This window comes from Cupriavidus sp. 01L415, from assembly GCF_056400065.1.
The window spans coordinates 212,829-237,437 of record NZ_JBFTSP010000004.1 but is presented as its reverse complement, the minus strand read 5'-3'; the positions used below and the strand labels follow the sequence as shown (position 1 = coordinate 237,437).

The following is a 24,609-nucleotide window of genomic DNA, read 5'->3' as shown; positions in this document are numbered from 1 at the left end:
GAGGCAGCCCCGTCAGGCCGCCCGAGCAGTATTCGTCACTTTGACGCGTCGGTCTACTGTTCTGACGCCTTCAGCGCCACAAGATCCGCGGCGGTCAGCCAGCGCCACTCGCCCGGGGCCAGCGCCGGGTCCAGTTCCAGACCGCCAATGGCGCTGCGATGCAAGGCGGTGACGTGGTTGCCGACGGCCGCCACCATGCGTTTCACCTGGTGATATTTACCCTGGATCAGGGTCAGCCGCAGGCTGCGCTCCCCGGTGGCCTCGCAAGCATCGGCGGCGATCGGCGCCGGTTCGTCCTCCAGCTTCACGCCGGTGCGCAGCGCCTCCACCTGCTCCGGCGTCACCGGATCGAACGTCGTCACTTCGTAGATTTTGGGTACCTTGCGCTTGGGCGACGTCTGGGCATGGATGAACTGGCCGTCGTCGGTCAGCAACAGCAGGCCCGTGGTGTCGTGATCGAGCCTGCCCACGGCCTGCACCTCCCGCTGGCGCAGCGGCACTGGCAGCAGGTTGTAGATGCTCGGGTGGTGGCGCGGGCGCTGGGAGCATTCATAGCCGGTGGGCTTGTGCAGCATCAGGTAGGCCTTGGTGCAGGCCAGCCACTCCTCTCCGTCCACGGTCAGCCGCAGGCCGTCCACGTCAAAGCGGGCACCCGGGTCCTCGCACAATTCACCGTTGACCTCCACCAGCCCGGCGCCCACCAGGTCGCCACAGTAGCGGCGCGTGCCGAAGCCCTGGGATTGCAGAATACGGTCGAGAGTCATGGACATGGGAATGGCTCGGGAATGCTGGGGACTAGCCCGGTGATGGCCCGGTGATGCGGGCCTATCGTATGTTAGGGTACGGCGATGCCTGAATCGCCCTCACAACGCCCTGATGCGGACGCCGCTGCCGCGGGCCGCCTGCCCTACTGGATCGATGGCCAGTTCGGGCGGGGCCTGGTCTGGTTCCGGCGCGACTTGCGCGCCGACGACCACGCGGCGCTGCATTATGCCGTGAAGCACTGCCGGCAGGTGTGGTGCGTATTCGTATTCGACCGCGAGATCCTGGATCCGCTGCGCGAACGCGGGCTCCGGGCCGACCGGCGCGTCGAGTTCATCCTGCGGTCGCTGGAGCCACTGCGCGCCGCGCTGGAGCGGGCCGGAGGCGGGCTGATCGTACTGGACGATGCCGCACGCGAGGCCATCCCCCGGCTTGCGGCTGAACTCGACGTCGAGGCAGTGTTCGCGAACCACGACTACGAGCCTTCCGCCAATGCGCGCGATGCCGCAGTCCGCAAGGCGCTGGCGGCGGCTTCCCGCGTGCTCTTCACGTTCAAGGATCAGGTCATCTTCGAGGCCGACGAGATCCTTAACGGCCAGGGCGCGCCCTTTGCGGTCTTCACCCCCTACAAGAACGCATGGCTGCGGGCATTACGGCCCTTCGACCTGCGGCCGTACCCGGTCGACAAGTACCTGAAGGCCCTGACCCCCGTGCCGGCGAACCACCGCAAGGCGTTGCCAACGCTGGAAGCTCTGGGATTTGCGCCGAGCAACCTGGCCGAGGTGGCGATGCCCACGGGCAGCGACGGCGCCCATGCCTTGTTCGACGAATTCATAGACCGCATCGGGGATTACGGACGCCGCCGAGACTTCCCTGCCCTGCGCGGGCCGAGCTACCTGTCGGTGCACCTGCGCTTCGGCACGCTCTCGATTCGCACGCTGGCCCGCGCCGCGCACGAAACGGTGTTGCGCGGCGGCGCGGACAGTGTGGGGGCAGCCGTCTGGCTATCCGAACTGATCTGGCGCGACTTCTATTTCATGATCCTGCACCACCATCCGCGCGTGGCCGACGGCAAGTCATACCATCCGGAATACGACGGGCTGCGCTGGATCGACCGCGCCACCGGCGACCGCTATTTCGAAGCGTGGCGCGACGCGCGGACCGGCTACCCGCTGGTGGACGCCGCGATGCTGCAGATCCGCCAGAGCGGCTATATGCACAACCGGCTGCGCATGGTGACGGCCAGCTTCCTGGTCAAGGACTTGGGCGTGGACTGGCGGCGCGGCGAGCAGTATTTCGCTGACCAGCTCAACGACTTCGATTTCTCGGCCAACAACGGCGGCTGGCAGTGGGCGGCCTCCACCGGCTGCGATGCCCAGCCGTACTTCCGGATCTTCAACCCGGTCACCCAATCGGAGAAGTTTGATCCGCAGGGCCGGTTCATCCGCAGGTACCTGCCCGTGCTGGCCAATCTGCCGGACAAGTACCTTCATGCCCCCTGGACGGCCCCGGACGATGTGCTGGCGGCCGCTGGCGTCAGGCTGGGCGACAACTATCCAGGGCCGATCGTCCGGCACGACGTCGCGCGGCAGGAAACGCTGGCCCGCTACGCCCTGGTCAAGACACCGAAGGCCACGGCTGCAGCAAAAGCGGCACTGGAGAAAGAAAAGCGGGCGCCGGACGAAACGGCGCACGAGCCAGACAACGGCCATTAGAAAAGAAAAAGCCGGACGCGATGTCCGGCTTTCCGTTTCCCCACCAGGGTTTCTCCGCCGACGTTTCTCCGCCGACACCTGGCACTTCCGCCCTTACGCCGCCAGCATCGCGCTTTCGCGATAGTGGCGCTGCGCATCGTCGGGCCGCTCGGTTTCCTCGAACAGCCGCGCCAGTGCCAGGTGCGCACGCACGCGCAGCCGGCGTTGCGCGTCCGGATCGGCATACCTGAGCGCACGTTCAAAGTTCGACTGCGCCTTACCCCACAGTTGCTCCCCAAGGCACAACACGCCCAGCGTGTAGTAGAGATCGGCATCGGCGGGATGCTCGGTCAACCACTTCTCGGCCTGCTGGATCTGCGGCAACGCCTTGCCCGGTTCCGCGCAGTCGGCGTAGCGCTGCACCAGCCGGCTGTCCCAGTTGACCTTGAGCGCTTCCTCGACGATCCGGCGCGCCTCGTTCTGGCGGCCCAGTACGGAGAAATAGCGCGCGGCGGGTTCGGCGATGCGCACCGCGTGACGCTCGTCGGCGGACAGCGATCGCCAGAAGTGATACAGGCCCTCGGCATCGTGGCGGCGCTCTTCCAGCATCGCTTCCACCGCCATCTGCTTGAGCCGCAGCGCCAGCACCGGGTGCAGCGCATTGCGCTTTTCGAGGGAACGCGCCAGCCTCAGCACCTCGTTCCAGTTCTTCAGGTGTTGGTGCGCGCGCAAGGCGATCCGTTGCACGTGGATCTGGCGGCCGCCCTTTTCCTGCAGTTGCGCGATGGTTTCCAGCGCGCCCTCGGCGTCGCGGGCATCGACCAGCAACTCGGCCATCGACACCAGCCGCGCCTGTTCGCGATCCGGGTCCGTGACCTGCGCCATCCACGCGTCGCGCCGCTCCGATTCCTGCATCCGGTGCGCGGCCCGCGCGCCCACCAGCGCGGCGGTCTGGGCCTGCTCGGGCCAGGCCTGCGCCTCGCGCGCGGCGCGTTCCGCCCGGGCAAAACGGCCGGCAAACAGGTTCTCGATGGATTCGCGCAGGGCCGCCTGCGCCTTGCTCATGCGGCTGCGCTCGCGGTACGCGGCGGCACGGCGCGGCATCTCGGACAGGTGGCGGAACGTGGTCAGGATGGTCCAGACCACGAAGAACGCCAGCAACAGCAGCGCCAGCGCCAGGTTGAGCGACATCTCCACCCGGTACGGCGGATAGAACAGCACCACGTTGCTGTGATTGAATTGGGTGAACAGCGCCAGCCCGACAGCGCCCCCGAACAGAACCGCTACCCAGAAAAGAAGCCGCATGCGCTACTCCTTCTTGAGCGCACGCAGCGCGCCAAGGCTCTCCGCCATCGTTGGCAGAGCCACCGTCACGGCGCTGGCCTGGGCCTGCTTGAGCAGCGTCAGCACCCCTTGCACGCGGCGCGAGCGGGTATCGAAGTAGCGCGCGATCATCGCCTGCGCGACGGCCAGGTCATTGCGGAACACCGGCTCGTTGCGCGACAGCAGGGCCAGGCGCGCGTTGAGCAGGCGCAGCTTGACGTTCTCGCGCAGGAACCAGCCCTGGTCGCCAGACAGCAGCAGCGCGTTGGCATCATCGACCTTGCGGATGCGGATCACCTGTGCGAGTTCGTCGAGCACGTAGTTCCAGAGACGCGAGACGAAGTTGCCCCCTGTGCTGGCCGAGCCGGCAGCCGGATTGGCCGCAGACGTGGGAGACGCCGGCGAACCCGAGGCACCCTTCTGCGCGGCGGCCTTGTCGGCGTCGCCCGGCGTACGGTCGAGCATGCGTTCACCCGACAGCAGCGGCAGCGCGTCGATCTGGTTGATCGATTCGTCCAGCTTGATCGCGGCACCGGTCAGGTCCGTATCGGGCACTGCCTTCATGCGGGCGATGTCGCGCGCGATGGCACGGCGCAGCAGGTTGTACTGCGGCTTGTCGCTGCGGGCCAGCCGGGCATCGGCGCTCTGCAGCGCGGCCAGCGCCACCTGCACGCTGCCCGTGAGTTGCAGTTGCTGCCCGGCATTGGTCAGCAATTGCTGGATCTCGGCCAGCTCCCAGTCGTCCCGGTTGCGCATCAGGTCCTGGTAGACCTGCTCGAGCGCGGCCTGCTTGTCGCGGGTCTCACCCACCTGCCCGTCCAGCGCGCCGACCTTGGCCTGCAATTCCTTGACGGTGTCCTGCGCGTTGCGCGACAACACGCGCGTTTCCTGGACCAGCGCGTCGTTGCTCTGCTGGCGGCGTGCGAGTTCCTGCGTCAGTCGCTCCACCCGCGTTTGCAACCACCAGAAGCCCCCGGCGGTGGCCAGCACCAGCACGGCGACGAGGATCCACCACGGGTTCATGCGGCGCGGCGTGGCGGAAAGAGAAGCGTGCCCGGCGACTGGCGGCGGGGTAGCGGCGGAAGTGGACGTAGTGTCTGTCGTCACGCGATCGACCTTCGTTGACGTGGATTGCGGGGTAGCAGTGCCTGCCGGCGCAGGGGCGGACATCGGATCCGGGGCCGCGGCCTGTGGTACCGACGATGCCGGCGATGGCGACGATGCCGCGGGTACCGCTGGCGCCGGGGGTGCCGGTGCCACAGGCGGCGCCATCATGGCGGCCGGTGCGGACGGGCCCGCGTGGGCATCGGCCCATTGCTTGCAGGCGGCCAGCAAACCGGCGTCGCCCGGTGCGGCGGGCAGCACATGCGCAAAACCGAGCGCCTCGGCCTGCGCGGCAATTCTCGCATGCGGTGCGATGCACTGCACCTGCTTCAGGCGTTCGTGTTCTTGCGGCGACAGTTGCAGGCGGGCCAGCGCATCCAGGTTGCGCACGGCCTCGGAACTGGTCAGCAGCCAGGCACACGGCGACGCCTCGGGCTTCAGGCCCTCGCGCACCGCCTGCCATTGCATCGCGCCGGGTTCGGGCAGCGTGCGGCTGTAGGCTTCGACGGCCTCGACCGTGGCACCCGATTCGCGCAGGCGGTCACCCAGCCAGTCGCGCCCGCCATTGCCGCGAATGATCAGCACGCGGCGGCCCGCAAACGCGCCGGGCGTGGTGTCGAGCTCCGACCAGAGCGCCTCGGAATCGAAACGGGCCGTCTCATGGCTGGTTTCGGGGTTGCCGTGTGCGCCGGCCGGCGCGATCACGCGATGCGCGGGCGCGGCGATGCCGCGTTCCGCCAGCGCCGCCACGCTCGACGGGCCGACCACGGCCAGCGCCACATCCACCGGCCATTGGCCACCGGCCGGTGCGTTCTGGACCTGCGCCAGCGCATCGAGGGCATACGCCACCGCGTTGGGACTGACGAAGACGACGAGCGAGAACTCGGCCAGCCGGGCCAGCGCGGCGCGCAACGGACCGTCGTCGGGCGCGGGGCCGATGGCCAGCAGCGGGAAGCCGAGCACGTCCAGACCGGCGGCCTGCAGCGCCTCTGTCAGTTGCCGGGACTGCCCGGCAGGTCGCGTAACTACGACGGTCGGGCGGGGCATCGCGCCGTTCTCAGGTCGGGGCTGTGGTGGACAGCGTCGCCAGCACCTCGCCGGCACCCTGGGCGAGCAGGTCACCGGCGACCAATGCGCCGAGCTGCTCCGCCTCGGCGACCGTATCGACCGGCATCGACGCGTGCGCGCGCAGCTGGCGGCTGCCGTCGGGCAGGGCCACGAAGGCATCGAGCTGCAGGTCGGCGCCATGCCAGCGCGCATGCGCGGCCAGCGGAACCTGGCAGGACCCACCCAGGCGGCGTGACACGACGCGCTCGGCGGACACCGCCAGCAGCGTCGGCAGATGGTTCAGCGGCGCCAGCCATTCGGCCAGCTCGGGCCGTCCGGAACGAATCTCGATGCCCAGCGCGCCCTGACCCGCCGCCGGCAACGACGACTCGGGATCGATCAGCGCGCGGATGCGGTCGCCCAGGCCGAGCCGCTTGAGGCCGGCCGCGGCCAGGATGATGGCGCCGTACTCGCCACGATCGAGCTTGCCCAGCCGGGTGTCGAGATTGCCACGCAGCGGCTTGATGACCAGATGCGGATAACGACTGCGGAGCGCGGCCTCCCGGCGCAGGCTCGACGTGCCCACCACGGTGCCGGGCGGCATCTCGGCGAGCGATGCGAACTGCGACGACACCAGCGCATCGCGCGGGTCCTCGCGCTCCATCACGGCCGTGAGCACGAAGCCCTCGGGCAACTCCATCGGCACATCCTTGAGCGAGTGCACGGCCAGGTCGGCACGGCCCTCGGCCATGGCCACCTCGAGTTCCTTCACGAACAAGCCTTTGCCGCCTACCTTGGACAAGGTCTTATCGAGAATTTGATCACCCCGTGTCGTCATTCCGAGAATGGACACATCGCACGCGGGATAGTATTGTTGCAACGCAGCACGCACATGTTCAGCCTGCCACATCGCCAGCCGGCTTTCGCGCGAGGCGATCACGAGCTTGTGCGGCATGCTGCGAGATACGGCAGCGGACGAAGAAGACGGGAAGGCAGGTGCTTGCATGCGCGCATGTTAGCACGCACCCCGGCGGCCTCAGGCCCCAAAATGCCGTCCCCGCAAGGCTTTGCCGCCGGTCATATGAAGGAGGGCGCCACCCGTACGCCCTCACCTATAAGAGATACGAGGAGATTGTGCATGACGCAGCCTGCTGCGCGCCCCACTGGCCGCCCCCGTTCCACCGGCCGCAAGTCTGTCCTGAAGGCCTCCGGCCCGCGTGACGCCGACGGCGCTTCCACCAAATCGACATCCCCCGCGCCCGCCAAGGCCAAGCCTTCGGCCAAGACGGCAAAGACCCATCTGGCCGTGGTGGCCACCAACGGCGCCACCGTGCCCGGCGCCGCCCCGGCCCGCCGCGCCGCCGCCGACAAGGACCTGCCGCTGCGCGAGGACATCCGCTTCCTGGGCCGTCTGCTGGGCGATTGCGTACGGGAACAGGAGGGCGAAGCCGCCTTCGACCTGGTCGAGACGATCCGCCAGACCGCCGTGCGTTTCCGCCGCGAGAACGACCGTGCGGCCGGCGCCGAACTGGACCGCCTGCTGAAGCGCCTGTCGCGCGACCAGACCAACTCGGTGGTACGCGCCTTCAGCTATTTCTCGCACCTGGCCAACATCGCCGAGGATCAGCACCACAACCGCCGCCGCCGCATCCACGCGCTGGCGGGTTCGCCGCCGCAGCCGGGCAGCCTGGCCCGGGCGCTGGAAGCCATCGACGCCGCCGGCGTCACCGGCAAGGAACTGCGCAAGTTCCTCGATGAGGCGCTGATCGTGCCGGTGCTGACCGCGCACCCGACCGAAGTCCAGCGCAAGAGCATCCTGGATGCCGAGCGCGAGATCGCGCGCCTGCTGGCCGAGCGCGACCTGCCGATGACCGCGCGCGAGCGCGACCACAACACCGCGCAACTGCGCGCCCGCGTCACGACGCTCTGGCAAACCCGCATGCTGCGCAACACGCGGCTGATGGTGGTCGACGAAATCGAGAACGCCCTCTCCTATTACCGCACCACGTTCCTGCACGGCATCCCGCGCCTGATGGCCGAGCTGGAAGAGGACATCGCCGCAGCCTTTCCGGCCACCAAGAAGGGCCGCGCCGGCGCCCCGCCCGCGCCGCTCGCACCGTTCCTGCAGATGGGGTCGTGGATTGGCGGCGATCGCGACGGCAATCCGAACGTCACCGCCGAAACGCTCGAGCACGCGGCGCGCCAGCAGTCGGCGCTGATCATGGAGTGGTACCTCGACGAAGTGCACGCGCTGGGCGCGGAGCTGTCGATGTCCTCGCTGATGGTCGAAGCGGGCCCCGAGTTGCTGGCCTTGGCGGAAGCCTCGCCCGACCACTCCGAGCACCGCGCCGACGAACCGTACCGCCGTGCGCTGATCGGCATGTACGCGCGCCTTGCCGCCACCTCGCAGCAGCTGACCGGCCACGTGGCCCAGCGCCATCCGGTGGCGGACACGGCGCCGTACGAGAGCGCCGAGGCGTTTGCCGCCGACGTGCAGATCGTGGTCGATTCGCTGCGCACCCACCACGGCGAGGCGCTGGCCCGCGCCCGCATCGACGCGCTGTCCCGCGCCATCGCCATCTTCGGCTTCCACCTGGCATCGGTGGACATGCGGCAGGTGTCGGACGTGCACGAAGCCGTCATCGCAGAATTGTTCGCAGCCGCCGGCGTGGAAAAGAACTACGCCGCCCTGCCGGAAGCGCGCAAGCTGGAACTGCTGCTGGCCGAGCTGCGCCAGCCGCGCCTGCTGACCATGCCGTGGCACGACTATTCCGAGCAGACCCGCAAGGAGCTGGCCATCCTCGCGATGGCGCGCGACCTGCGCGCCCGCTACGGCAAGCGCGTGGCACGCAACTACATCATCTCGCACACGGAAACGCTGTCCGACCTGGTGGAAGTCATGCTGCTGCAGAAGGAATCCGGCATGCTGCGCGGCACGCTGGGCAGCAAGGCGGACCCGGCCCGCATGGAGCTGATGGTCATTCCGCTGTTCGAAACCATCGAAGACTTGCGCAACGCCGCCGGGATCATGCAGTCCCTCCTCGACCTGCCCGGCTTCGACTCGGTCATCGCCCATCACGGCGTCGAGCAGGAAGTCATGCTGGGCTATTCGGATTCCAACAAGGACGGCGGCTTCCTGACGTCGAACTGGGAACTCTACAAGGCCGAGCTGGCACTGGTGAAGCTGTTCCAGGAACGCCGCGTGAAGCTGCGCCTGTTCCACGGTCGCGGCGGCACCGTGGGGCGCGGCGGCGGCCCGACCTACCAGGCCATCCTGTCCCAGCCGCCGGGCACAGTGAACGGCCAGATCCGCCTGACCGAACAGGGCGAAATCATCAACAGCAAGTTCGCCAACGCCGAGATCGGCCGACGCAACCTGGAGACGGTGATTGCCGCCACGCTGGAGGCATCGCTGCTGCCCACGCAGAATGCGCCGAAGGACCTGACGACGTTCGAGGGCATCATGCAGCAGCTGTCCGATCACGCGTTCGGCGCATACCGCGACCTGGTCTACGAGACCCCGGGCTTCAAGGATTACTTCTTCGCCACCACGCCGATCACGGAAATCGCCGACCTGAACCTGGGTTCGCGGCCGGCATCGCGCAAGCTGATGGACAAGCGCCATCGTCGCATCGAGGATCTGCGCGCGATCCCCTGGGGCTTCTCGTGGGGGCAATGCCGCCTGCTGCTGCCGGGCTGGTTCGGCTTCGGCAGCGCCGTCAAGGCCCTGCTGGACGGCGCGGCGGACGAGAAGTCGCGCAAGGCCACCGTGGCCACGCTGCGGCGCATGGTCAAGTCGTGGCCGTTCTTCTCCACGCTGCTGTCGAACATGGACATGGTGCTGGCCAAGACTGATCTGGCCGTGGCATCGCGCTACGCGCAACTCTGCGATGACGCCGCGCTGCGCAAGTCCGTGTTCGCCCGCATCAGCGCCGAATGGCATCTGACGTGCGACATGCTGGCGCTGGTCACCGGCCGGCAGGAACGGCTGGCGGACAATCCGCTGCTGGCGCGCTCGATCAAGAACCGCTTTGCCTACCTGGACCCGCTGAACCACTTGCAGGTGGAACTGCTCAAGCGCTACCGGGCCGGCAAGGATGCCGACGACGTGCGCGTACGCCGGGGGATCCACCTGACCATCAACGGGGTAGCGGCCGGCCTGCGCAACAGCGGTTGACCGGACACCGGCACCGGGGCAATCGCCCCCGGTGCCGGCCGTGACAGGCAGGCCGTTGCATCGGCCTGGGAAATGGGACAGGGCGAGAGGGCAGGCTTACGCAGCATGGATGCGTCGCGAGCCAGCGCTGGCTCCCGGTCCCCGGAATCGTCGACGGCGCACTCGACCCCGCTGCACCCGCCCTCTCGCCCTGTCCCATTCCCTTCGCTCCTTCCTCAACCCACAAATGCGCCCGGCACGGGGTCTTCGCCCAGCGCTTGCAGCAGGATGGCCCAGTGCATGGCTTCATCGCCCAGGATGCTGCCGGCTGCCTTCGTCAGTTCCCGGTTGTGGAAGCTCGGCAGCACGCCCAGATAGGCCGCGGTCGCCCCTTTCTCCAGCCCGGCGGCAAAGCGCAGCACATCGGCCTGCGTTTTCAGCTGCTCCGCCGGGAAGTTGTACTCGGACGGCTTCTTCGGCATGACGGGCGATCCGCCCAGCTTGCTGACCGTGCCGGACAGGACCTGCGCGTGCGCCTTGTGGTGGCCCTGGAACTTCACGGCGGTATCCAGCACGGGCTTCTGCAGCAGGCCGCTTTCCGCGCCCACCTGATAGGCGGCGATCGCCTGGTACTCGAGCCCGAGCGCGGTATTGAGGATGTTGATATCGTCCTTGGTGCTCCCCGACTGGGTCTGCGCCCAGGCCGGCATCGATTCGCCAAGCGAGATCACGGCCAGCGAACCGAGGGCGAATAGCCCGGGGACTTTCAGCAGGCCGCGCCTGCGGGCGTCCGGCAGGGTGACGATGCGCGATTCCGGTGTGCGTTCGAAACGGGTCATGGTGGTCTCCTGATGGGGTGGACTGGCGCCTGTCTGGCAGCGCGCCTGACTCATATACGTTCGCGCCGCCCGATTGGATGCACATCGGATGCACGTCCCGCGCAAACGGCCCGCGCCCGAGGGGCGCGGATGTCTATACTCAGGCGGAGCCCATCGCACATCACATCGAGCCAGGTGCCCGCTTCCTTCCCCTCCTCCGCTGATGCGTCGTCCCGCGCCGGGGCCGATCCATCGGGCCGCCCTGAATACGCCCCGCCGGCGGACGCCGGGCGGCTGGCCGCGCTGCTGCAGGACATCAGCCTGGGCAACCGCCAGGCGTTGCGCACCCTGTACGACCTCACGGCAACGAAACTGTTTGGCCTTGCGCTGCGTATCACTCACAGGCGGGACTGGGCGGAGGACGTCGTGCAGGAGAGTTTTGTCAGCATCTGGCATCACGCCGGCGACTATCGCCCGCATCTGGCCGCGCCCACCACGTGGATGACGGCGATCGTGCGCAACCGGGCGCTGGATTGCCTGCGCCGACAGGCCGCGGCCCATCTTGGCCAGGCGGCCGACCCGGACGATGACCTCGCCGAATGGCTGGCCGACGATCACGCCGGTCCGGCAGAGGAAGTGCTGGCCAGCGAACGGGCGCGCGCGCTGGACCGCTGCCTGCAGCGGCTGGAACCCTCGCAGCGACAGGTGATCGCGCTGGCGTACCTGCGCGACATGAGCCACGCGGATCTGGCCGCGCAATTGCGCGTGCCGCTGGGCACGGTGAAATCGTGGATCCGGCGCGGGCTGGAACGGCTGCGCACCTGCCTGGAGGGCCTGACATGAGGCTGACCGGCCATCCCGACCTGCTCGACCGTCTGGCCGCCCAGTACGCGCTGGGGGTGCTGCGCGGCGGTGCCCGGCGCCGCCTGGAGCAACTGGCACGCGAGGAAGCGGCCGTGCGCACGGCGATCGGCCACTGGCAGGCGCGGCTGGCCGGGCTGGCGGAGTTGCAGCCCGCCGCCGAGCCGGTCGAGGCGGTCTGGTGCGGCATCGAGCAGCGGCTGGGCTGGAAGCCCGCACCCGGTGCAAAGCCCGCGCAACCGTGGTGGCAGCGGCTGTGGGCGGCGCCCACGTTCTGGCGCGTGAGCACGGCCGCGCTGGCCATGGTGACCGTGCTGGCCATCGGCGTGTCGAGGATATTGGTGAACCAGCTCGAACTCACCCCGCAGGTATCCGCGGTGGCGATCCTCAATGACGCGCAAGCCCAGCCCGCCGCGCTGGTCACCTGGGATGCCCGTGCGGGCATGGTCACGGTGCGGCGCCTGGATCACCTGAAGCTGACCGACAAGCAGGTGCTGCAGCTCTGGGCACTGCCTGAAGGCGGCAAGCCGCAGTCGCTCGGTGTGATCGGCCAGCGCCACGAGGTCCGGATGGCCGTCAAGGCCGCGCCGGGCACCGTGCCGGCGCTGGCGATCAGCATCGAGCCGCCCGGCGGCTCGCCCAACCCGGACGGGCCATCGGGTCCCGTGGTGTTCCAGGGCCGCCTGGTCAACCAGCCGGTCTAGCCCGGGCGCATCCCGGAGCGCATCCCGCGCGGAATCCCGGGCCGCATCCGGCACGGATTCGGGCATTGGGCGGGCTGTGGGGCGATATAATCGCGGTTTCCCGATTTTCCGCTTGCGCCACCGCCCGGCCCCGCCGCCGCCCTGGCGCTCGCCATCCAACCGTCTCGTCGCCCATGACCTCCCAACTTGCCAAGAAAGGCGAAGCCTGGTCCGCCCGCTTCTCCGAACCGATGTCCGACCTGGTGAAGCGCTACACCGCATCGGTCTTCTTCGACAAGCGCCTGGCGCTCTTCGACATCCACGGGTCGCTGGCCCACGCGGCCATGCTCGCGAAGCAAGGCATCATCGCCGAGGCCGACCGCGCCGAGATCGAGCGCGGCATGACGCAGATCCGCGGCGAGATCGAATCGGGCGCATTCGAGTGGAAGCTGGACCTCGAAGACGTCCATCTGAACATCGAGGCCCGCCTGACCGCGCTGGTCGGTGACGCCGGCAAGCGCCTGCATACGGGCCGCTCGCGCAACGACCAGGTGGCGACCGACATCCGCCTCTGGCTGCGCAGCGAGGTCGACAACATCATCGGCCTGCTGGGCGCCCTGCGCGGCGCGCTGCTGGACCTGGCGGACGCGAACGCCGCGACCATCATGCCCGGCTTCACCCACCTGCAGGTGGCACAGCCGGTCACGTTCGGCCACCACCTGCTGGCCTACGTGGAAATGTTCACGCGCGACACCGAGCGCATGGCCGACTGCCGCAAGCGCATCAACCGTCTGCCGCTGGGCGCCGCCGCGCTTGCCGGCACGAGCTACCCGATCGACCGCGAATTCGTGGCGAGCCAGCTGGGCTTTGACGGCGTGTGCCGCAACTCGCTGGATGCCGTGTCCGACCGCGACTTCGCCATCGAATTCTGCGCGGCCGCCGCACTGGTGATGACGCATGTGTCGCGCTTCTCGGAAGAGCTGGTGCTGTGGATGAGCCCGCGCGTCGGCTTCATCGACATCGCAGACCGCTTCTGCACGGGCAGCTCGATCATGCCGCAGAAGAAGAACCCGGACGTGCCCGAGCTGGCGCGCGGCAAGACCGGTCGCGTGAACGGCCACCTGATCGGCCTGCTGACGCTGATGAAGGGCCAGCCGCTGGCCTACAACAAGGACAACCAGGAAGACAAGGAACCGCTGTTCGACACCGTCGACACCGTGGTGGACACGCTGCGCATCTTCGCCGACATGGTGCCGGGCATCACCGTCAAGCCGGAGGCCATGCGCGCCGCCGCGCTGCAGGGCTATGCCACCGCGACGGACCTGGCCGATTACCTCGTCAAGCGCGGCCTGCCTTTCCGGGACGCCCACGAGGCCGTGGCCCATGCCGTGCGCGCCTGCGACGACCGCCACTGCGACCTGGCCGACCTGACCGTGGCCGAGCTGCGCGACGTGTCCGGCCTGGGCGACAAGGCCACGCTGATCGGTGACGACGTCCACGCCGTGCTGACGCTGGAAGGCTCGGTCGCGGCCCGCAACCATATCGGCGGCACCGCGCCCGATCAGGTCCGCGCGGCCATCGCCGCCGCACGCGCCGCGCTGTAAGTTTCGCGTAAGCGTCGCGCAAGTAAAAAGCCGCCGGGCGGATGCCACGGCGGCTTTTTTCATTGCTATCGTTGGATTTGCGCAATCCGGTAGGTACAACCCCCAAGCGCCGATAGATTTTGTTACAGATACACTAATCGCCGCAAAAACCGGGGAGACAACCCATGTATTACTTGCTTGGTCTGTCACGACAGATCGACAGGTTGAATCAGCACACTGGCAGGCTTGCAAACATCATGATCCTGCTGTCGTGCCTGATCAGCGCAGGCAACGCCCTGCTCCGCTACGGCTTCAACCTCAGCGACAACTGGCCACTCGAACTGCAGTGGTACATGTTTGCCATCGCCGTGATGTTCGGCACCTCCTACACGTTCCAGCGCAACGAGCATGTGCGCGTCGACCTGATCTACGGCAACGTGTCGGAGCGCGCGCAACACTGGATCGACATCTTCGGCATCGTCGTCTTTCTGCTGCCGTCCACGATCCTGTTCACGTGGCTGTCGTGGGATTCGCTGTTCCTGCCCTCGTGGCGCATTCTCGAGCAATCCGGTAACTCCGGCGGCCTGCCGCGGTACCCGATCAAGCTGGTGGTGCCCGTCGGTTTCGCCCTGCTGACGCTGCAGGGGATTTCCGAGCTGATCAAGCGCTTCGCCGCCCTGAAGGGTCTGGTGCGCATCGAATCAAAATACGAAAGGCCGGTGCAATGATTCCGTTGGAATATATGCCGCCGCTGATGTTCGGCGGCCTGGTGGTGTTCATGCTGATCGGGTTCCCGGTCGCGTTTTCCCTCTCGGCAGTGGGCCTGGCCTTTGGCTTCCTGGCCATCGAATGGGGCTACTTCCCGATCCAGTTCCTGCAGGCCGTGCCCAGCCGCGTGTTCGGCAGCGTGCTGGCCAACGAGCTGCTGCTCGCCATCCCGTTCTTCACGTTCATGGGTGCCATCCTGGAGAAATGCGGGCTGGCGGAGGACATGCTGGACTCGATGGGCCAGCTGTTCGGCCCCGTGCGCGGCGGCCTGGGCTACTCGGTCATCATCGTCGGCTTTATCCTGGGCGCGATCACCGGCACGGTGGCGGCGCAGGTGATCGCGATGGCGATGATCTCGCTGCCCGTGATGATGCGCTACCGCTACAACATGAAGTACGCCACGGGCGTGCTGGCCGCATCGGGCACGATCACGCAGCTGGTGCCGCCGTCGCTGGTGCTGGTGGTGCTGGCCGACCAGCTCAAGACGCCCGCCGGCAGCGCCGACGTGGGCAGCATGTACCTGGGTGCCTGGGGTCCGTCGGTGGTCCAGATCGCGCTGTTCGCGCTGTACACCTTCGTGCTGACCCGCATCAAGCCCGACTGGCTGCCGCCGGTGCCCGCCGAGGCCCGTACGCTGCGTGGCTGGGCGCTGTGGCGCAAATGCCTGCGCGGCATCATCCCCTGCGCGGTGCTGATTTTCCTGGTGCTGGGCACGATCATGCTGGGCATCGCCACCCCGACGGAATCGGGCGCCATGGGCGCGGTCGGCGCGCTGGTGCTGGCCGTGATCCGCGACAAGGGCTTCAGCAAGATCGACCGCAACATCTACCGCGTGGGCATGGTGGCCACGCTGGTGGCGGCCGCGGTGGGCTTTTTCGCCTTCGGCTCCCATCTGTTCCGCGTCCCCCTGGCCGTGGCCTACCTGGTCGTGCTCTGGCTGCTGATCCGCGCCGGCCAGCTGACCGACCTGCGCCTGCTGATCGTCGACGCCTACCAGTCCACCGCGCGGCTGACCGCCATGGTGGTGTTCATCCTGATCGGCTCCACCTGCTTCTCCGTGGTGTTCCAGGGTGTGGATGGCGGCGCGTGGGTGGAGCATCTGTTCACTTCGCTACCCGGCGGCTGGATCGGCTTCCTGATCGTGGTGAACCTGTTCATCTTCTTCCTGGCCTTCTTCCTGGACTTCTTCGAGATCGCCTTCATCGTGGTGCCGATGCTGGCACCCGTGGCCGTCAAGGTGCTGGCGCCGGTGGTGATGGACTCGATGGGCGGCAACCCCGAAGCCGCGGCGACGGCGGCGCTGGTGTGGTTCGGCGTGATGCTGTGCGTGAACATGCAGACGTCGTTCATGCACCCGCCTTTCGGCTTCGCGCTGTTCTACCTGCGCGGCATCGCACCGAAGGAAGTCAAGAGCTCGGACATCTACTGGGGCGCGCTGCCCTGGGTGGGCCTGCAGATGGTGATGGTGCTGCTGGTCATGTTCTGGCCGGGCATGGTGACCGGGCTGCTCGACAAGGGGTCGCTGAAACACAGCAATGCCGCCGAGGTGAGTATCCCGCTTGGCGGAGGCGGTCCGGAGGCGGACAAGCCAGCCTCGGTGCCGGGCGCCGCGTCGGGCCCGGCCACGCTGGAGCTGCCGGGCAGTTCCGCTCCGAGCGAACCGGCCGCGCCACAGTTCGAGTTCGACAAGAAGAACTGATGGCAATCGCCGGATAGCCGGCAAGCAAGATCCCCGGCTCCGAATCGTCCCCCTTCAGTTGGGCGAATCGGAGCCGGACCGAAAGGGCTGAGTCCTGCATGACGCGGACTCAGCCTTTTTCTTTGGGCGGCAGGCCGGTTGCGGCGAAAACGGCATTTGGCCCCGCCCCGGCACGCGCAAACCGATAGCGGCCTTGCAAGCCGGTCACGCCTCGCTACTCTGAGTGCAGGGTCCCCGGAAACGACGTAGTGGCCCTCACCGTCCAGGGCCAGAACAGGTCCCGTGGTCACAAGGAGGCGACATGAACACACCCGGTGAACCGCTGACGGTCGGGGCGACCACGGCTGGACGGTATGCCGCGCCGCACCAGGGCACCGGGGACCGGATACGCGTCGCGTCCGCGGCGGCGCTGGCGGGTGGTGGCGTCCTGCCGATACAGGTCGACGGCGTGGATCTCGTGCTGGTTGGCCGCGAAGGCGCCGTCTCCGCCTTTCAGGGCCGCTGCCCCCATCAAGGCACGCTACTGGCGGAAGGATCGCTGGAGGACGGCATCCTGACCTGCCGTGGGCATGGCTGGCGCTTCGATGGCATGTCGGGGATCCGGGTCGGTCAGCCTGATGTCTGCCTGTGGCGCTTCACGGCCACCGTCGAGGGCGACGATGTGTGGGTGGATCGCGCGGAGATCCTCGCCTGGAAGGCCCGGCTCGACGCCCGAAGCCAGCCGGCCTCGGACAAATCCGAGACCCGTTTTTCCGATATGCCGGCCCGGCCGCTGACGGCGCTCCCCTGCCCGCATGGGCTGCCCTGGCTCGGCAACGCGCTGCAACTGCGCAAGACACACCTGCATACCGACCTCGAACGCTGGGGCGAGAAATTCGGCCCAATCTACCGCTTCAGCCTGATGAACCGCCCGGTCGTGGTCATCTCGGATGGCGAATGGATCGACCGGATCCTGCGTGACCGGCCCGGTACCTTTCGACGCGCCAGCGTCATCGAGGCGCTGTCACGCGAGATCGGCACCGTGGGCGTATTCTCCGCCGAGGGCGAGGCGTGGCTGCGGCACCGCCGGCCGGTTGCCCAGGCGCTGGACGCCCGCCACCTGCGCGATTTCTTTCCGACGCTGGTCAACGTCACCCGGCGCCTGCAGCGGCGTTGGGATCAGGCGGCGGCCGAAGGACGGTCGGTGCATGTGCAGCACGACCTGATGCAGTACGCCGTCGACGTCACCACCAGCCTGGCCTTCGGCCATGACATGAACACCCTGGAGGGCCACGGCGGCGAGGTCCAGCATCACCTCGAGCACATCCTGCCCATGATTGCCCGCCGCCTGAACTCGGCCTTTCCTTACTGGCACTACATCCGCCTGCCGGCGGACCGCGCCTTCGACCGGTCGGTGGAAGCCGTGCGCGCGGCGCTTGGCGACATCATCGCCGCGACGCGCGAGCGGCTGTCGCAGTCGCCCGAACTGGCGGCGCACCCGCGCAACTTCCTGGAGTCGATGATTGCCGCGCAAGCTGCCGGCGAGGCCGCGCTGAGCGATGACGAGCTGTTCGCCAACGCGTTCACGCTGCTGCTGGCGGGCGAGGACACCACCGCCAATACCATCGCGTGGATTCTGTACATCATGTGCCTGCACCCGGAGGTCCAGCGCAGGATGCAGGAGGAAACCGGCGCGGTGCTGGGGACGGCCGACGTGCTGACCGACATGCAGGATGCCGCGCGGCTGGTCTACCTGGATGCGGTGGCGCACGAATCGCTGCGCCTGAAGCCCGTTGCGCCGCTGATCTACCTGGAGCCGAACGAGGATGTGGCGATCGCCGGGTACCTGGTGCCGAAGGGCACGCTGATCGTGCTGGTGACACGGCCCAACGCCTTGCGTGAGAGCCAGTTTGCCGCGGCGGGCGAGTTCCGGCCGGAACGCTGGCTGGAAACCTCCGCGGCGGCGCATCATCGCAGCGGCTTCGTGCCGTTCGGCTCCGGCCCGCGCCTGTGCCCCGGCCGCAGCCTGGCGTTGCTGGAAGCCAAGGCGGCGCTTTCGATGGTGTGCCAGCATTTCACCGTCAGGCTGGCGCCCGCTTCGGGGCCGGTCAGCGAGACCTTTGCCTTCACCATGATGCCCACCGGGCTGCGCGTGGTGCTGGAACGCCGCCAGGCAGGAGCCCGGCCCGTCTGACAACCTGATCGGCGCTGGCCCGGCCGATCCGCCTGTGCGGTCGCCAACCCGGAGAGGACGCCTTGCCCGACTATCCCTTCAACAGTCCCGTGCCCCCGGCGCGTGCGGGCCAGCGCGCGGCATCGGGCTGGCTGCGCTGGGTGCCGGGCGTGCAGATGCTGCGCGAGTATGAGGCGAAATGGCTGCCGCATGACCTGGCAGCCGGCCTGGTGCTGACCACCATGCTGGTACCGGTGGGCATCGCTTATGCGGAAGCCTCCGGCGTGCCCGGCATCTACGGGCTGTATGCCACCATCATTCCCCTCCTTGCCTACGCGCTGTTCGGCCCCAGCCGCATCCTTGTACTGGGCCCCGACTCCGCGCTGGCGGCGCCGATCCTGGCCGTCGTGGTGCAGCTGTCGGCTGGCGACCCGGCGCGGGCGATCACCGTGGCCAGCATGATGGCCGTGGTCTCCGGCGCGGTCTGCATCCTGGCCGGCGTGCTGCGACTGGGTTTCATCACCGAGCTGTTGTCCAAGCCGATCCGCTACGGCTACATGAACGGCATCGCCTTCGCCGTGCTGATCAGCCAGTTACCCAAGCTGTTCGGCATTTCCATCGACAGCGCCGGGCCCTTGCGGGACGTGCTGAGTCTGGGCAGCGCCATTCAGGCCGGTCAGGCCAACTGGTACAGCCTGGCGGTGGGTGCCGGCGCGCTGGTGCTGATCCTGCTACTCAAGCGCTTCGAGCGCGTGCCCGGCATCCTCATTGCCGTGGTGCTGGCCACGCTCGCCGTGGCGCTGTTCGGGCTGGAAGATTTCGGCGTGAAGGTGCTCGGCAAGATGCCGCAGGGGCTGCCCACCTTCTCGCTGCCCTGGCTCAGCGGAGTGGATCTGGCCAACATCGCGCTGGGCGGCTGCGCCGTCGCGCTGGTGGCATTCGCGGATACCAGCGTGCTGTCGCGCACCTATGCCGCGCGCATGAAGCGGCCGGTGGATCCCAGCCAGGAAATGGTGGGCCTGGGCGCCGCCAATCTGGCAGCGGGACTGTTCCAGGGCTTCCCGATCAGCAGCAGTTCGTCACGCACCCCGGTGGCCGAGGCGGCCGGCGCCCGGACACAGCTGACGGGCGTGATCGGCGCGCTGGCGGTTGCCGCCTTGCTGCTGTTTGCGCCGGACCTGATGCGCCACCTGCCCAACAGCGCGCTGGCCGCGGTGGTCATCGCCGCGGCGATCGGCCTGTTCGAATTCGCGGACCTGAAGCGGATCTATCGGATCCAGCAATGGGAGTTCTGGCTGTCGATGGCCTGTTTTGCCGGCGTTGCCGTGTTCGGCGCGATTCCGGGCATCTGCCTGGCGGTAGGGCTCGCCGTCATCGAATTCCTGTGGGATGGCTGGCGCCCGCACCATGCGGTGCTGGGCCGCGCCGAGGGTGTGCGCGGCTATCACGACGTACAGCGCTATCCGAATGCGCGGCGCGTGCCGGGGCTGGTGCTGTTCCGCTGGGATGCGCCGCTGTTCTTCGCCAACGCGGAGCTGTTCCAGGAGTGTGTGCTGGCGGCCATCGAGGCATCCCCGACGCCGGTGCGGCGCGTGGTGGTGGCCGCCGAACCGGTGACCAGCGTCGACGTGACGTCGGCCGACATGCTGCGCGAGCTGGACAACACCTTGCGTGATCGCGGCATCGAACTGCATTTCGCCGAGATGAAGGACCCGGTCAAGGACAAGCTCAAGCGCTTTGAACTGTTCGACCAGCTGGGGCAAGACGTCTTCCACCCTACTGTCGGCGCGGCGGTGGACGACTACCTGAGCGATCACGGCGTGGACTGGACGGCCTGAGCTCGCCACCGGGGTCGCAATCGGGGTCGCATCGGGGCCGAAAAAAGAAAAACCCCGGCCTGCCATGTGGCGGGCCGGGGCATCTTGCGCAGCGATCAGTTGCCCTGCTTCACGCAATCCACGAAGTAGGCGATCTGCCCGTCCACCTCTTCCTCCACCAGCCCGTGCACGTCCGTCTCGAAGCCCGGGAAGAGCTTGTTGAATTCGCGCGCGAACTTCAGGTACTGGACGATGATGCGATTGAAGCGCTCGCCCGGAATCAGCAGCGGGATGCCCGGCGGGTACGGCGTGAGCAGGATGGCGGTGACGCGGCCTTCCAGCTCGTCCACCGGCACGCGCTCGATCTCGCGGTGCGCCATCATGGCCCACGCGTCCGACGGCTTCATCGCCGGTTCCATGTCCGACAGGTACATCTCCGTGGTCACGCGCGCGACGTCGTTGGCCTTGTAGACGCTGTGCACGGCGTCGCAGAGGTCACGCAGGCCCATGCGCTCGTACTGCGGGTACTTGGCAACGAATTCCGGCAGCACGCGCCACAGTGGCTGGTTCTGGTCGTAGTCGTCCTTGAACTGCTGCAGTTCGGTCACCAGCGAGTTCCAGCGGCCCTTGGTGATGCCGATGGTGAACATGATGAAGAACGAGTAGAGGCCCGTCTTCTCGATGATGATGCCGTGCTCGGCCAGGTACTTGGTGACGATGGCCGCCGGAATGCCGCGGTCGCTGAACTCGCCGTCCACGTCCAGGCCCGGGGTGATGATCGTCGCCTTGATCGGGTCCAGCAGGTTGAAGCCATCGGCCAGGTCGCCGAAACCGTGCCAGCGCTCGTTGGCCCTGAGCATCCAGTCCTCGCGCTCGGCCATGCCGTCCTCGGCCAGCGTGTCCGGACCCCACACCTTGAACCACCAGTCGCCATTGTTGCCGGCCTCGTAGTCGGCTTCCACCTTGCGCACGGCGCGGCGGAAATCGAGGGCTTCCTGGATGCTTTCCTCGACCAGCGCGGTGCCGCCCGGCGCTTCCATCATCGCCGCAGCCACGTCGCACGAGGCAATGATCGAGTACTGCGGGCTCGTCGAGGTGTGCATCAGGTACGCCTCGTTGAAGCGGTAGCGATCCAGCTTGCGCTTCTCGGAGTCCTGCACCAGGATTTGCGACGCCTGCGACAGGCCGGCCAGCAGCTTGTGCGTGGACTGCGTGGCGAATACCAGCGCGTCCTTGCTGCGCGGCCGGTCGCGGCCGATGGCGTGCATGTTGTGATAGAAGTCGTGGAACGCGGCGTGCGGCAGCCAGGCTTCGTCAAAGTGCAGCGTGTCGATTTCCGACGCCAGCATCTCCTTGATCTGCTCGGCGTTGTACAGCACGCCGTCGTACGTGCCCTGCGTGATCGTCAGGATGCGCGGCTTCTGGTTCTTCGCCTTGCTGGCGAACGGATGCGAGGCAATCTTGCGGCGGATCGTCTCCGGATCGAATTCGCTCTTGGGAATCGGGCCGATGATGCCGTAGTGGTTGCGCGTGGGCATCAGGAAGACCGGGATCGCGCCCGTCATCATGATCGCGTGCAGGATCGACTTGTGGCAGTTGCGGTCCACCACCACGATGTCGCCCGGCGCCACGTTGGCGTGCCAGACCATCTTGTTCGACGTGGACGTGCCGTTGGTCACGAAGAACATGTGGTCGGAGTTGAAGATCCGCGCGGCGTTGCGTTCGGATGCCGCCACGGGGCCGGTGTGGTCCAGCAGCTGGCCCAGTTCCTCCACGGCGTTGCAGACGTCCGCGCGCAGCATGTTCTCGCCGAAGAACTGGTGGAACACCTGGCCCACCGGGCTCTTCAGGAACGCCACCCCGCCCGAGTGGCCCGGGCAGTGCCACGAGTACGAGCTGTCCTGCGCGTAGTCGATCAGCGCCTTGAAGAACGGGGGCGCCAGCGAATCCAGGTAGACCTTGGCCTCGCGGATGATGTGGCGCGCCACGAACTCCGGCGTGTCCTCGAACATGTGGATGAAGCCGTGCAGCTCGCGCAGGATATCGTTGGGGATATGGCGCGAGGTGCGGGTCTCGCCGTACAGGAAGATCGGCAGGTCCGAATTGCGGCGGCGCACTTCGTTGACGAACGCGCGCAGCTTCTCGATGGCGGCGGCTTCCGGCTGGTCGTCGGCGCGAACGAATTCGTCGTCGTCGATCGACACGATAAAGGTCGATGCCCGGCTCGACTGCTGGGCGAACGACGTCAGGTCGCCGTAGCTGGTCAGGCCCATCACTTCCATGCCTTCGCGCTCGATGGCCTCTGCCAGCGCGCGAATGCCCGAGCCGGAAATGTTCTCGGAGCGGAAGTCTTCATCGATGATGATGACGGGAAAGCGGAATTTCATCGGGCATCCTTGATGAGCGTGCTTGGAAAGACTTGAGCCACATGGCCGGCGGGAGGTTCCCCGCAGCGGCGGCATGTGGCTCTTTAGTCAGGTATTGGCGGCCTGCCGGTCCATGGCCGGCGGACTCACCCGGCGACGGACGCCGGCATTGTAATGCGGTCAGGTCTTGGGCAGTGTGACACCGTGCTGGCCCTGGTACTTGCCACCCCGGTCGGCGTACGAGGTCTCGCAGATCTCGTCGGACTCGAAGAACAGCACCTGCGCGCAACCCTCGCCCGCGTAGATCTTGGCGGGCAGCGGCGTGGTGTTGGAAAACTCCAGCGTCACGTAGCCTTCCCATTCGGGTTCGAACGGCGTCACGTTGACGATGATCCCGCAGCGCGCGTACGTGCTCTTGCCCAGGCAGATGGTCAGCACGCTGCGCGGAATGCGGAAGTACTCCATCGTGCGGGCCAGCGCGAACGAGTTCGGCGGGATGATGCAGACATCGCCCTTGAAGTCCACGAAGGACTTCTCGTCGAAGTTCTTCGGGTCGACGATGGTGCTGTTGATGTTGGTGAAGATCTTGAATTCGTCGGCGCAGCGGATATCGTAGCCGTAGCTCGAAGTGCCGTAGGAGACGATCTTGCGGCCGTCCGCCTCCCGTACCTGACCGGGCTCGAACGGTTCGATCATGCCGTGCTGGTCCGCCATGCGGCGGATCCACTTGTCGGATTTGATGCTCATAAGGGCGTGGCGGAATGGACGCGCGGTGGGCCGGACGGACCGGTACCGCTGGAATGGGCCGCATTGTACAACCAATCGGCTACGGGGCCGTCACTCCGGCCGGGCCACGCCGCGGACGGCTCAGGCCGGGGCGCCCTCGGCCGTCAGCGGGGTCGGCTGGGCATGCCGGAAGCGTTCTCGCCCCGTGTAGAGCAGGAAATGCTTGCCGGTGCAGCGCGCGAACAGCGTGATGCCGACGCGCTGTGCCATCTGGTAGCCCATCTGCGTCACGCCGGAGCGCGACAGCAGGAACGGAATCCCCATCTGGGCGGCCTTGATGACCATCTCGGAGGTCAGCCTCCCGGTGGTGTAGAACACCTTGTCGGCGCCGCTCATGTCCTCCAGCCACATGCGCCCGGCGATGGCGTCCACGGCGTTGTGGCGGCCCACGTCCTCGATGAAGATCAGCAGCTCGCTGCCCTGGAACAGCGCGCAGCCGTGCACGGAACCGGCCTGCTTGTAGACCGACTGCTGCAGCCGAATGGTGTCGATGATCGCGTACAGCGTCGCCTGGTCCAGCATGGCATCGCCCGGCAGCCGGACGCCGTCGATCTCGTCGAGCAGCGATCCGTACACGGTGCCCTGCCCGCAACCGGTGGTCACCACGCGCCGCGCGGTGCGTTCCTCGATGCGGTCCACGCCCGAGCGCGTGGTCACGGCGGCCGATTCGGTCTCCCAATCGACCTGGATCGCCGCAATCTCCTCGATCGAGTCCACCAGCCGCTGGTTGCGCAGGTAACCCAGCACCAGGTGCTCGGGCGCGCCGCCCAGCGTCATCAGCGTCACCAGTTCGCGCTTGTCGAGATAGACCGTCAGCGGGCGCTCGCCGGGCAGCCAGGCCGGGCGCGGACGCCCCAGTTCATCGACGACCTCGACCTCCTCGATCAGCGGGACGGAGGCGTGGGTCAGTTCGGGGCGCAGGGACATGTCGGGGGCTGATGGCAAATGGCCGCGCGTTGGCCGCGCAGTGGCCAGGATGGCCGGCACGGA

The 24,609-nt window shown here is 67.5% G+C and carries 17 protein-coding genes; 9 read left to right on the top strand and 8 right to left on the bottom strand.

What is annotated here, in order from left to right; translation table 11 throughout:
• Positions 1–53 precede the first annotated feature (53 nt).
• Positions 54–764: a pseudouridine synthase gene (locus AC1DOX_RS10975; protein WP_441616124.1), complete on the bottom strand. Its 711-nt coding sequence runs from the start codon at positions 762–764 to the stop codon at positions 54–56.
• Positions 765–848: 84 nt separating this feature from the next.
• On the opposite strand from AC1DOX_RS10975, the gene AC1DOX_RS10970 reads away from it, so the two are divergent.
• The gene (locus AC1DOX_RS10970; protein WP_441615954.1) at positions 849–2,477 is read left to right on the top strand and encodes a cryptochrome/photolyase family protein; all 1,629 of its coding nucleotides are present in this window, start codon (positions 849–851) and stop codon (positions 2,475–2,477) included.
• A 93-nt stretch (positions 2,478–2,570) separates the two neighbouring features.
• Here the strand turns inward: AC1DOX_RS10970 and AC1DOX_RS10965 are convergent, their stop codons facing one another.
• From AC1DOX_RS10965 to hemC, 3 genes are read right to left on the bottom strand one after another with little or no spacing between them, the layout of a single operon-like run.
• On the bottom strand, positions 2,571–3,761 hold the full coding sequence (locus tag AC1DOX_RS10965) for a heme biosynthesis protein HemY (protein WP_441615952.1): 1,191 nt from the start codon (positions 3,759–3,761) through the stop codon (positions 2,571–2,573).
• 3 nt (positions 3,762–3,764) lie between these two features.
• The gene (hemDX, locus tag AC1DOX_RS10960; protein WP_441615950.1) at positions 3,765–5,930 is read right to left on the bottom strand and encodes a fused uroporphyrinogen-III synthase HemD/membrane protein HemX; all 2,166 of its coding nucleotides are present in this window, start codon (positions 5,928–5,930) and stop codon (positions 3,765–3,767) included.
• Between the two features lie 10 nt (positions 5,931–5,940).
• A complete protein-coding gene (gene hemC, locus AC1DOX_RS10955) occupies positions 5,941–6,936 on the bottom strand; it encodes a hydroxymethylbilane synthase (protein ID WP_441615948.1) in 996 nt (331 codons plus the stop codon).
• Positions 6,937–7,068: 132 nt separating this feature from the next.
• Here hemC and ppc point away from each other — a divergent pair, with 132 nt between their 5' ends.
• Positions 7,069–10,107 carry a phosphoenolpyruvate carboxylase gene (ppc, locus tag AC1DOX_RS10950; RefSeq protein ID WP_477101332.1) on the top strand — a complete coding sequence of 1,013 codons (3,039 nt, stop codon included), beginning with the start codon at positions 7,069–7,071 and terminating at the stop codon, positions 10,105–10,107.
• A 215-nt stretch (positions 10,108–10,322) separates the two neighbouring features.
• On the opposite strand, the gene AC1DOX_RS10945 is transcribed toward ppc, so the two are convergent.
• Complete coding sequence (locus AC1DOX_RS10945) at positions 10,323–10,925, bottom strand: ferritin-like domain-containing protein (RefSeq protein WP_092135004.1); 603 nt, start codon at positions 10,923–10,925, stop codon at positions 10,323–10,325.
• A gap of 174 nt (positions 10,926–11,099) precedes the next feature.
• Here AC1DOX_RS10945 and AC1DOX_RS10940 point away from each other — a divergent pair, with 174 nt between their 5' ends.
• The 7 genes from AC1DOX_RS10940 to AC1DOX_RS10910 all read left to right on the top strand — a co-directional run bounded on the left by AC1DOX_RS10940 (position 11,100) and on the right by AC1DOX_RS10910 (position 20,488).
• A complete protein-coding gene (locus AC1DOX_RS10940; protein ID WP_441615944.1) occupies positions 11,100–11,747 on the top strand; it encodes an RNA polymerase sigma factor in 648 nt (215 codons plus the stop codon).
• Complete coding sequence (locus AC1DOX_RS10935; protein ID WP_441615942.1) at positions 11,744–12,469, top strand: anti-sigma factor; 726 nt, start codon at positions 11,744–11,746, stop codon at positions 12,467–12,469. Before AC1DOX_RS10940 ends, AC1DOX_RS10935 begins: the two co-directional genes overlap by 4 nt.
• Before the next feature lie 173 nt (positions 12,470–12,642).
• Positions 12,643–14,052: an argininosuccinate lyase gene (gene argH, locus AC1DOX_RS10930; protein ID WP_441615940.1), complete on the top strand. Its 1,410-nt coding sequence runs from the start codon at positions 12,643–12,645 to the stop codon at positions 14,050–14,052.
• Between the two features lie 164 nt (positions 14,053–14,216).
• Complete coding sequence (locus AC1DOX_RS10925) at positions 14,217–14,759, top strand: TRAP transporter small permease subunit (RefSeq protein ID WP_092135011.1); 543 nt, start codon at positions 14,217–14,219, stop codon at positions 14,757–14,759.
• The gene (locus tag AC1DOX_RS10920; protein ID WP_441615937.1) at positions 14,756–16,498 is read left to right on the top strand and encodes a TRAP transporter large permease; all 1,743 of its coding nucleotides are present in this window, start codon (positions 14,756–14,758) and stop codon (positions 16,496–16,498) included. The genes AC1DOX_RS10925 and AC1DOX_RS10920 overlap by 4 nt, the downstream gene beginning before the upstream one ends.
• A gap of 301 nt (positions 16,499–16,799) precedes the next feature.
• Positions 16,800–18,671 (top strand): cytochrome P450, encoded by a 1,872-nt coding sequence (locus AC1DOX_RS10915; RefSeq protein WP_441615935.1) that lies wholly within the window; start codon positions 16,800–16,802, stop codon positions 18,669–18,671.
• Positions 18,672–18,826: 155 nt separating this feature from the next.
• A complete protein-coding gene (locus tag AC1DOX_RS10910) occupies positions 18,827–20,488 on the top strand; it encodes a SulP family inorganic anion transporter (protein WP_441616122.1) in 1,662 nt (553 codons plus the stop codon).
• Between the two features lie 95 nt (positions 20,489–20,583).
• Here AC1DOX_RS10910 and AC1DOX_RS10905 read toward each other — a convergent pair whose 3' ends face one another.
• From AC1DOX_RS10905 to AC1DOX_RS10895, 3 genes are all read right to left on the bottom strand, one after another.
• On the bottom strand, positions 20,584–22,854 hold the full coding sequence (locus tag AC1DOX_RS10905; RefSeq protein ID WP_092135016.1) for an arginine/lysine/ornithine decarboxylase: 2,271 nt from the start codon (positions 22,852–22,854) through the stop codon (positions 20,584–20,586).
• Positions 22,855–23,013: 159 nt separating this feature from the next.
• The gene (dcd, locus tag AC1DOX_RS10900) at positions 23,014–23,580 is read right to left on the bottom strand and encodes a dCTP deaminase (RefSeq protein ID WP_019451696.1); all 567 of its coding nucleotides are present in this window, start codon (positions 23,578–23,580) and stop codon (positions 23,014–23,016) included.
• Between the two features lie 120 nt (positions 23,581–23,700).
• The gene (locus AC1DOX_RS10895) at positions 23,701–24,546 is read right to left on the bottom strand and encodes a formate dehydrogenase accessory sulfurtransferase FdhD (RefSeq protein ID WP_441615931.1); all 846 of its coding nucleotides are present in this window, start codon (positions 24,544–24,546) and stop codon (positions 23,701–23,703) included.
• Positions 24,547–24,609: the final 63 nt, after the last annotated feature.

Excerpts from the sequence above, each read along its gene's own strand:
- hemDX (WP_441615950.1), bottom strand. The coding sequence starts at position 5,930 with ATGCCCCGCCCGACCGTCGTAGTTACGCGACCTGCCGGGCAGTCCCGG.
- AC1DOX_RS10965 (WP_441615952.1), bottom strand. The coding sequence starts at position 3,761 with ATGCGGCTTCTTTTCTGGGTAGCGGTTCTGTTCGGGGGCGCTGTCGGG.
- dcd (WP_019451696.1), bottom strand. The coding sequence starts at position 23,580 with ATGAGCATCAAATCCGACAAGTGGATCCGCCGCATGGCGGACCAGCAC.
- AC1DOX_RS10915 (WP_441615935.1), top strand. The coding sequence starts at position 16,800 with ATGAACACACCCGGTGAACCGCTGACGGTCGGGGCGACCACGGCTGGA.
- AC1DOX_RS10910 (WP_441616122.1), top strand. The coding sequence starts at position 18,827 with ATGCTGCGCGAGTATGAGGCGAAATGGCTGCCGCATGACCTGGCAGCC.
- AC1DOX_RS10945 (WP_092135004.1), bottom strand. The coding sequence starts at position 10,925 with ATGACCCGTTTCGAACGCACACCGGAATCGCGCATCGTCACCCTGCCG.
- AC1DOX_RS10920 (WP_441615937.1), top strand. The coding sequence starts at position 14,756 with ATGATTCCGTTGGAATATATGCCGCCGCTGATGTTCGGCGGCCTGGTG.
- AC1DOX_RS10895 (WP_441615931.1), bottom strand. The coding sequence starts at position 24,546 with ATGTCCCTGCGCCCCGAACTGACCCACGCCTCCGTCCCGCTGATCGAG.
- AC1DOX_RS10935 (WP_441615942.1), top strand. The coding sequence starts at position 11,744 with ATGAGGCTGACCGGCCATCCCGACCTGCTCGACCGTCTGGCCGCCCAG.
- ppc (WP_477101332.1), top strand. The coding sequence starts at position 7,069 with ATGACGCAGCCTGCTGCGCGCCCCACTGGCCGCCCCCGTTCCACCGGC.
- hemC (WP_441615948.1), bottom strand. The coding sequence starts at position 6,936 with ATGCAAGCACCTGCCTTCCCGTCTTCTTCGTCCGCTGCCGTATCTCGC.
- argH (WP_441615940.1), top strand. The coding sequence starts at position 12,643 with ATGACCTCCCAACTTGCCAAGAAAGGCGAAGCCTGGTCCGCCCGCTTC.
- AC1DOX_RS10905 (WP_092135016.1), bottom strand. The coding sequence starts at position 22,854 with ATGAAATTCCGCTTTCCCGTCATCATCATCGATGAAGACTTCCGCTCC.
- AC1DOX_RS10925 (WP_092135011.1), top strand. The coding sequence starts at position 14,217 with ATGTATTACTTGCTTGGTCTGTCACGACAGATCGACAGGTTGAATCAG.
- AC1DOX_RS10970 (WP_441615954.1), top strand. The coding sequence starts at position 849 with ATGCCTGAATCGCCCTCACAACGCCCTGATGCGGACGCCGCTGCCGCG.
- AC1DOX_RS10975 (WP_441616124.1), bottom strand. The coding sequence starts at position 764 with ATGACTCTCGACCGTATTCTGCAATCCCAGGGCTTCGGCACGCGCCGC.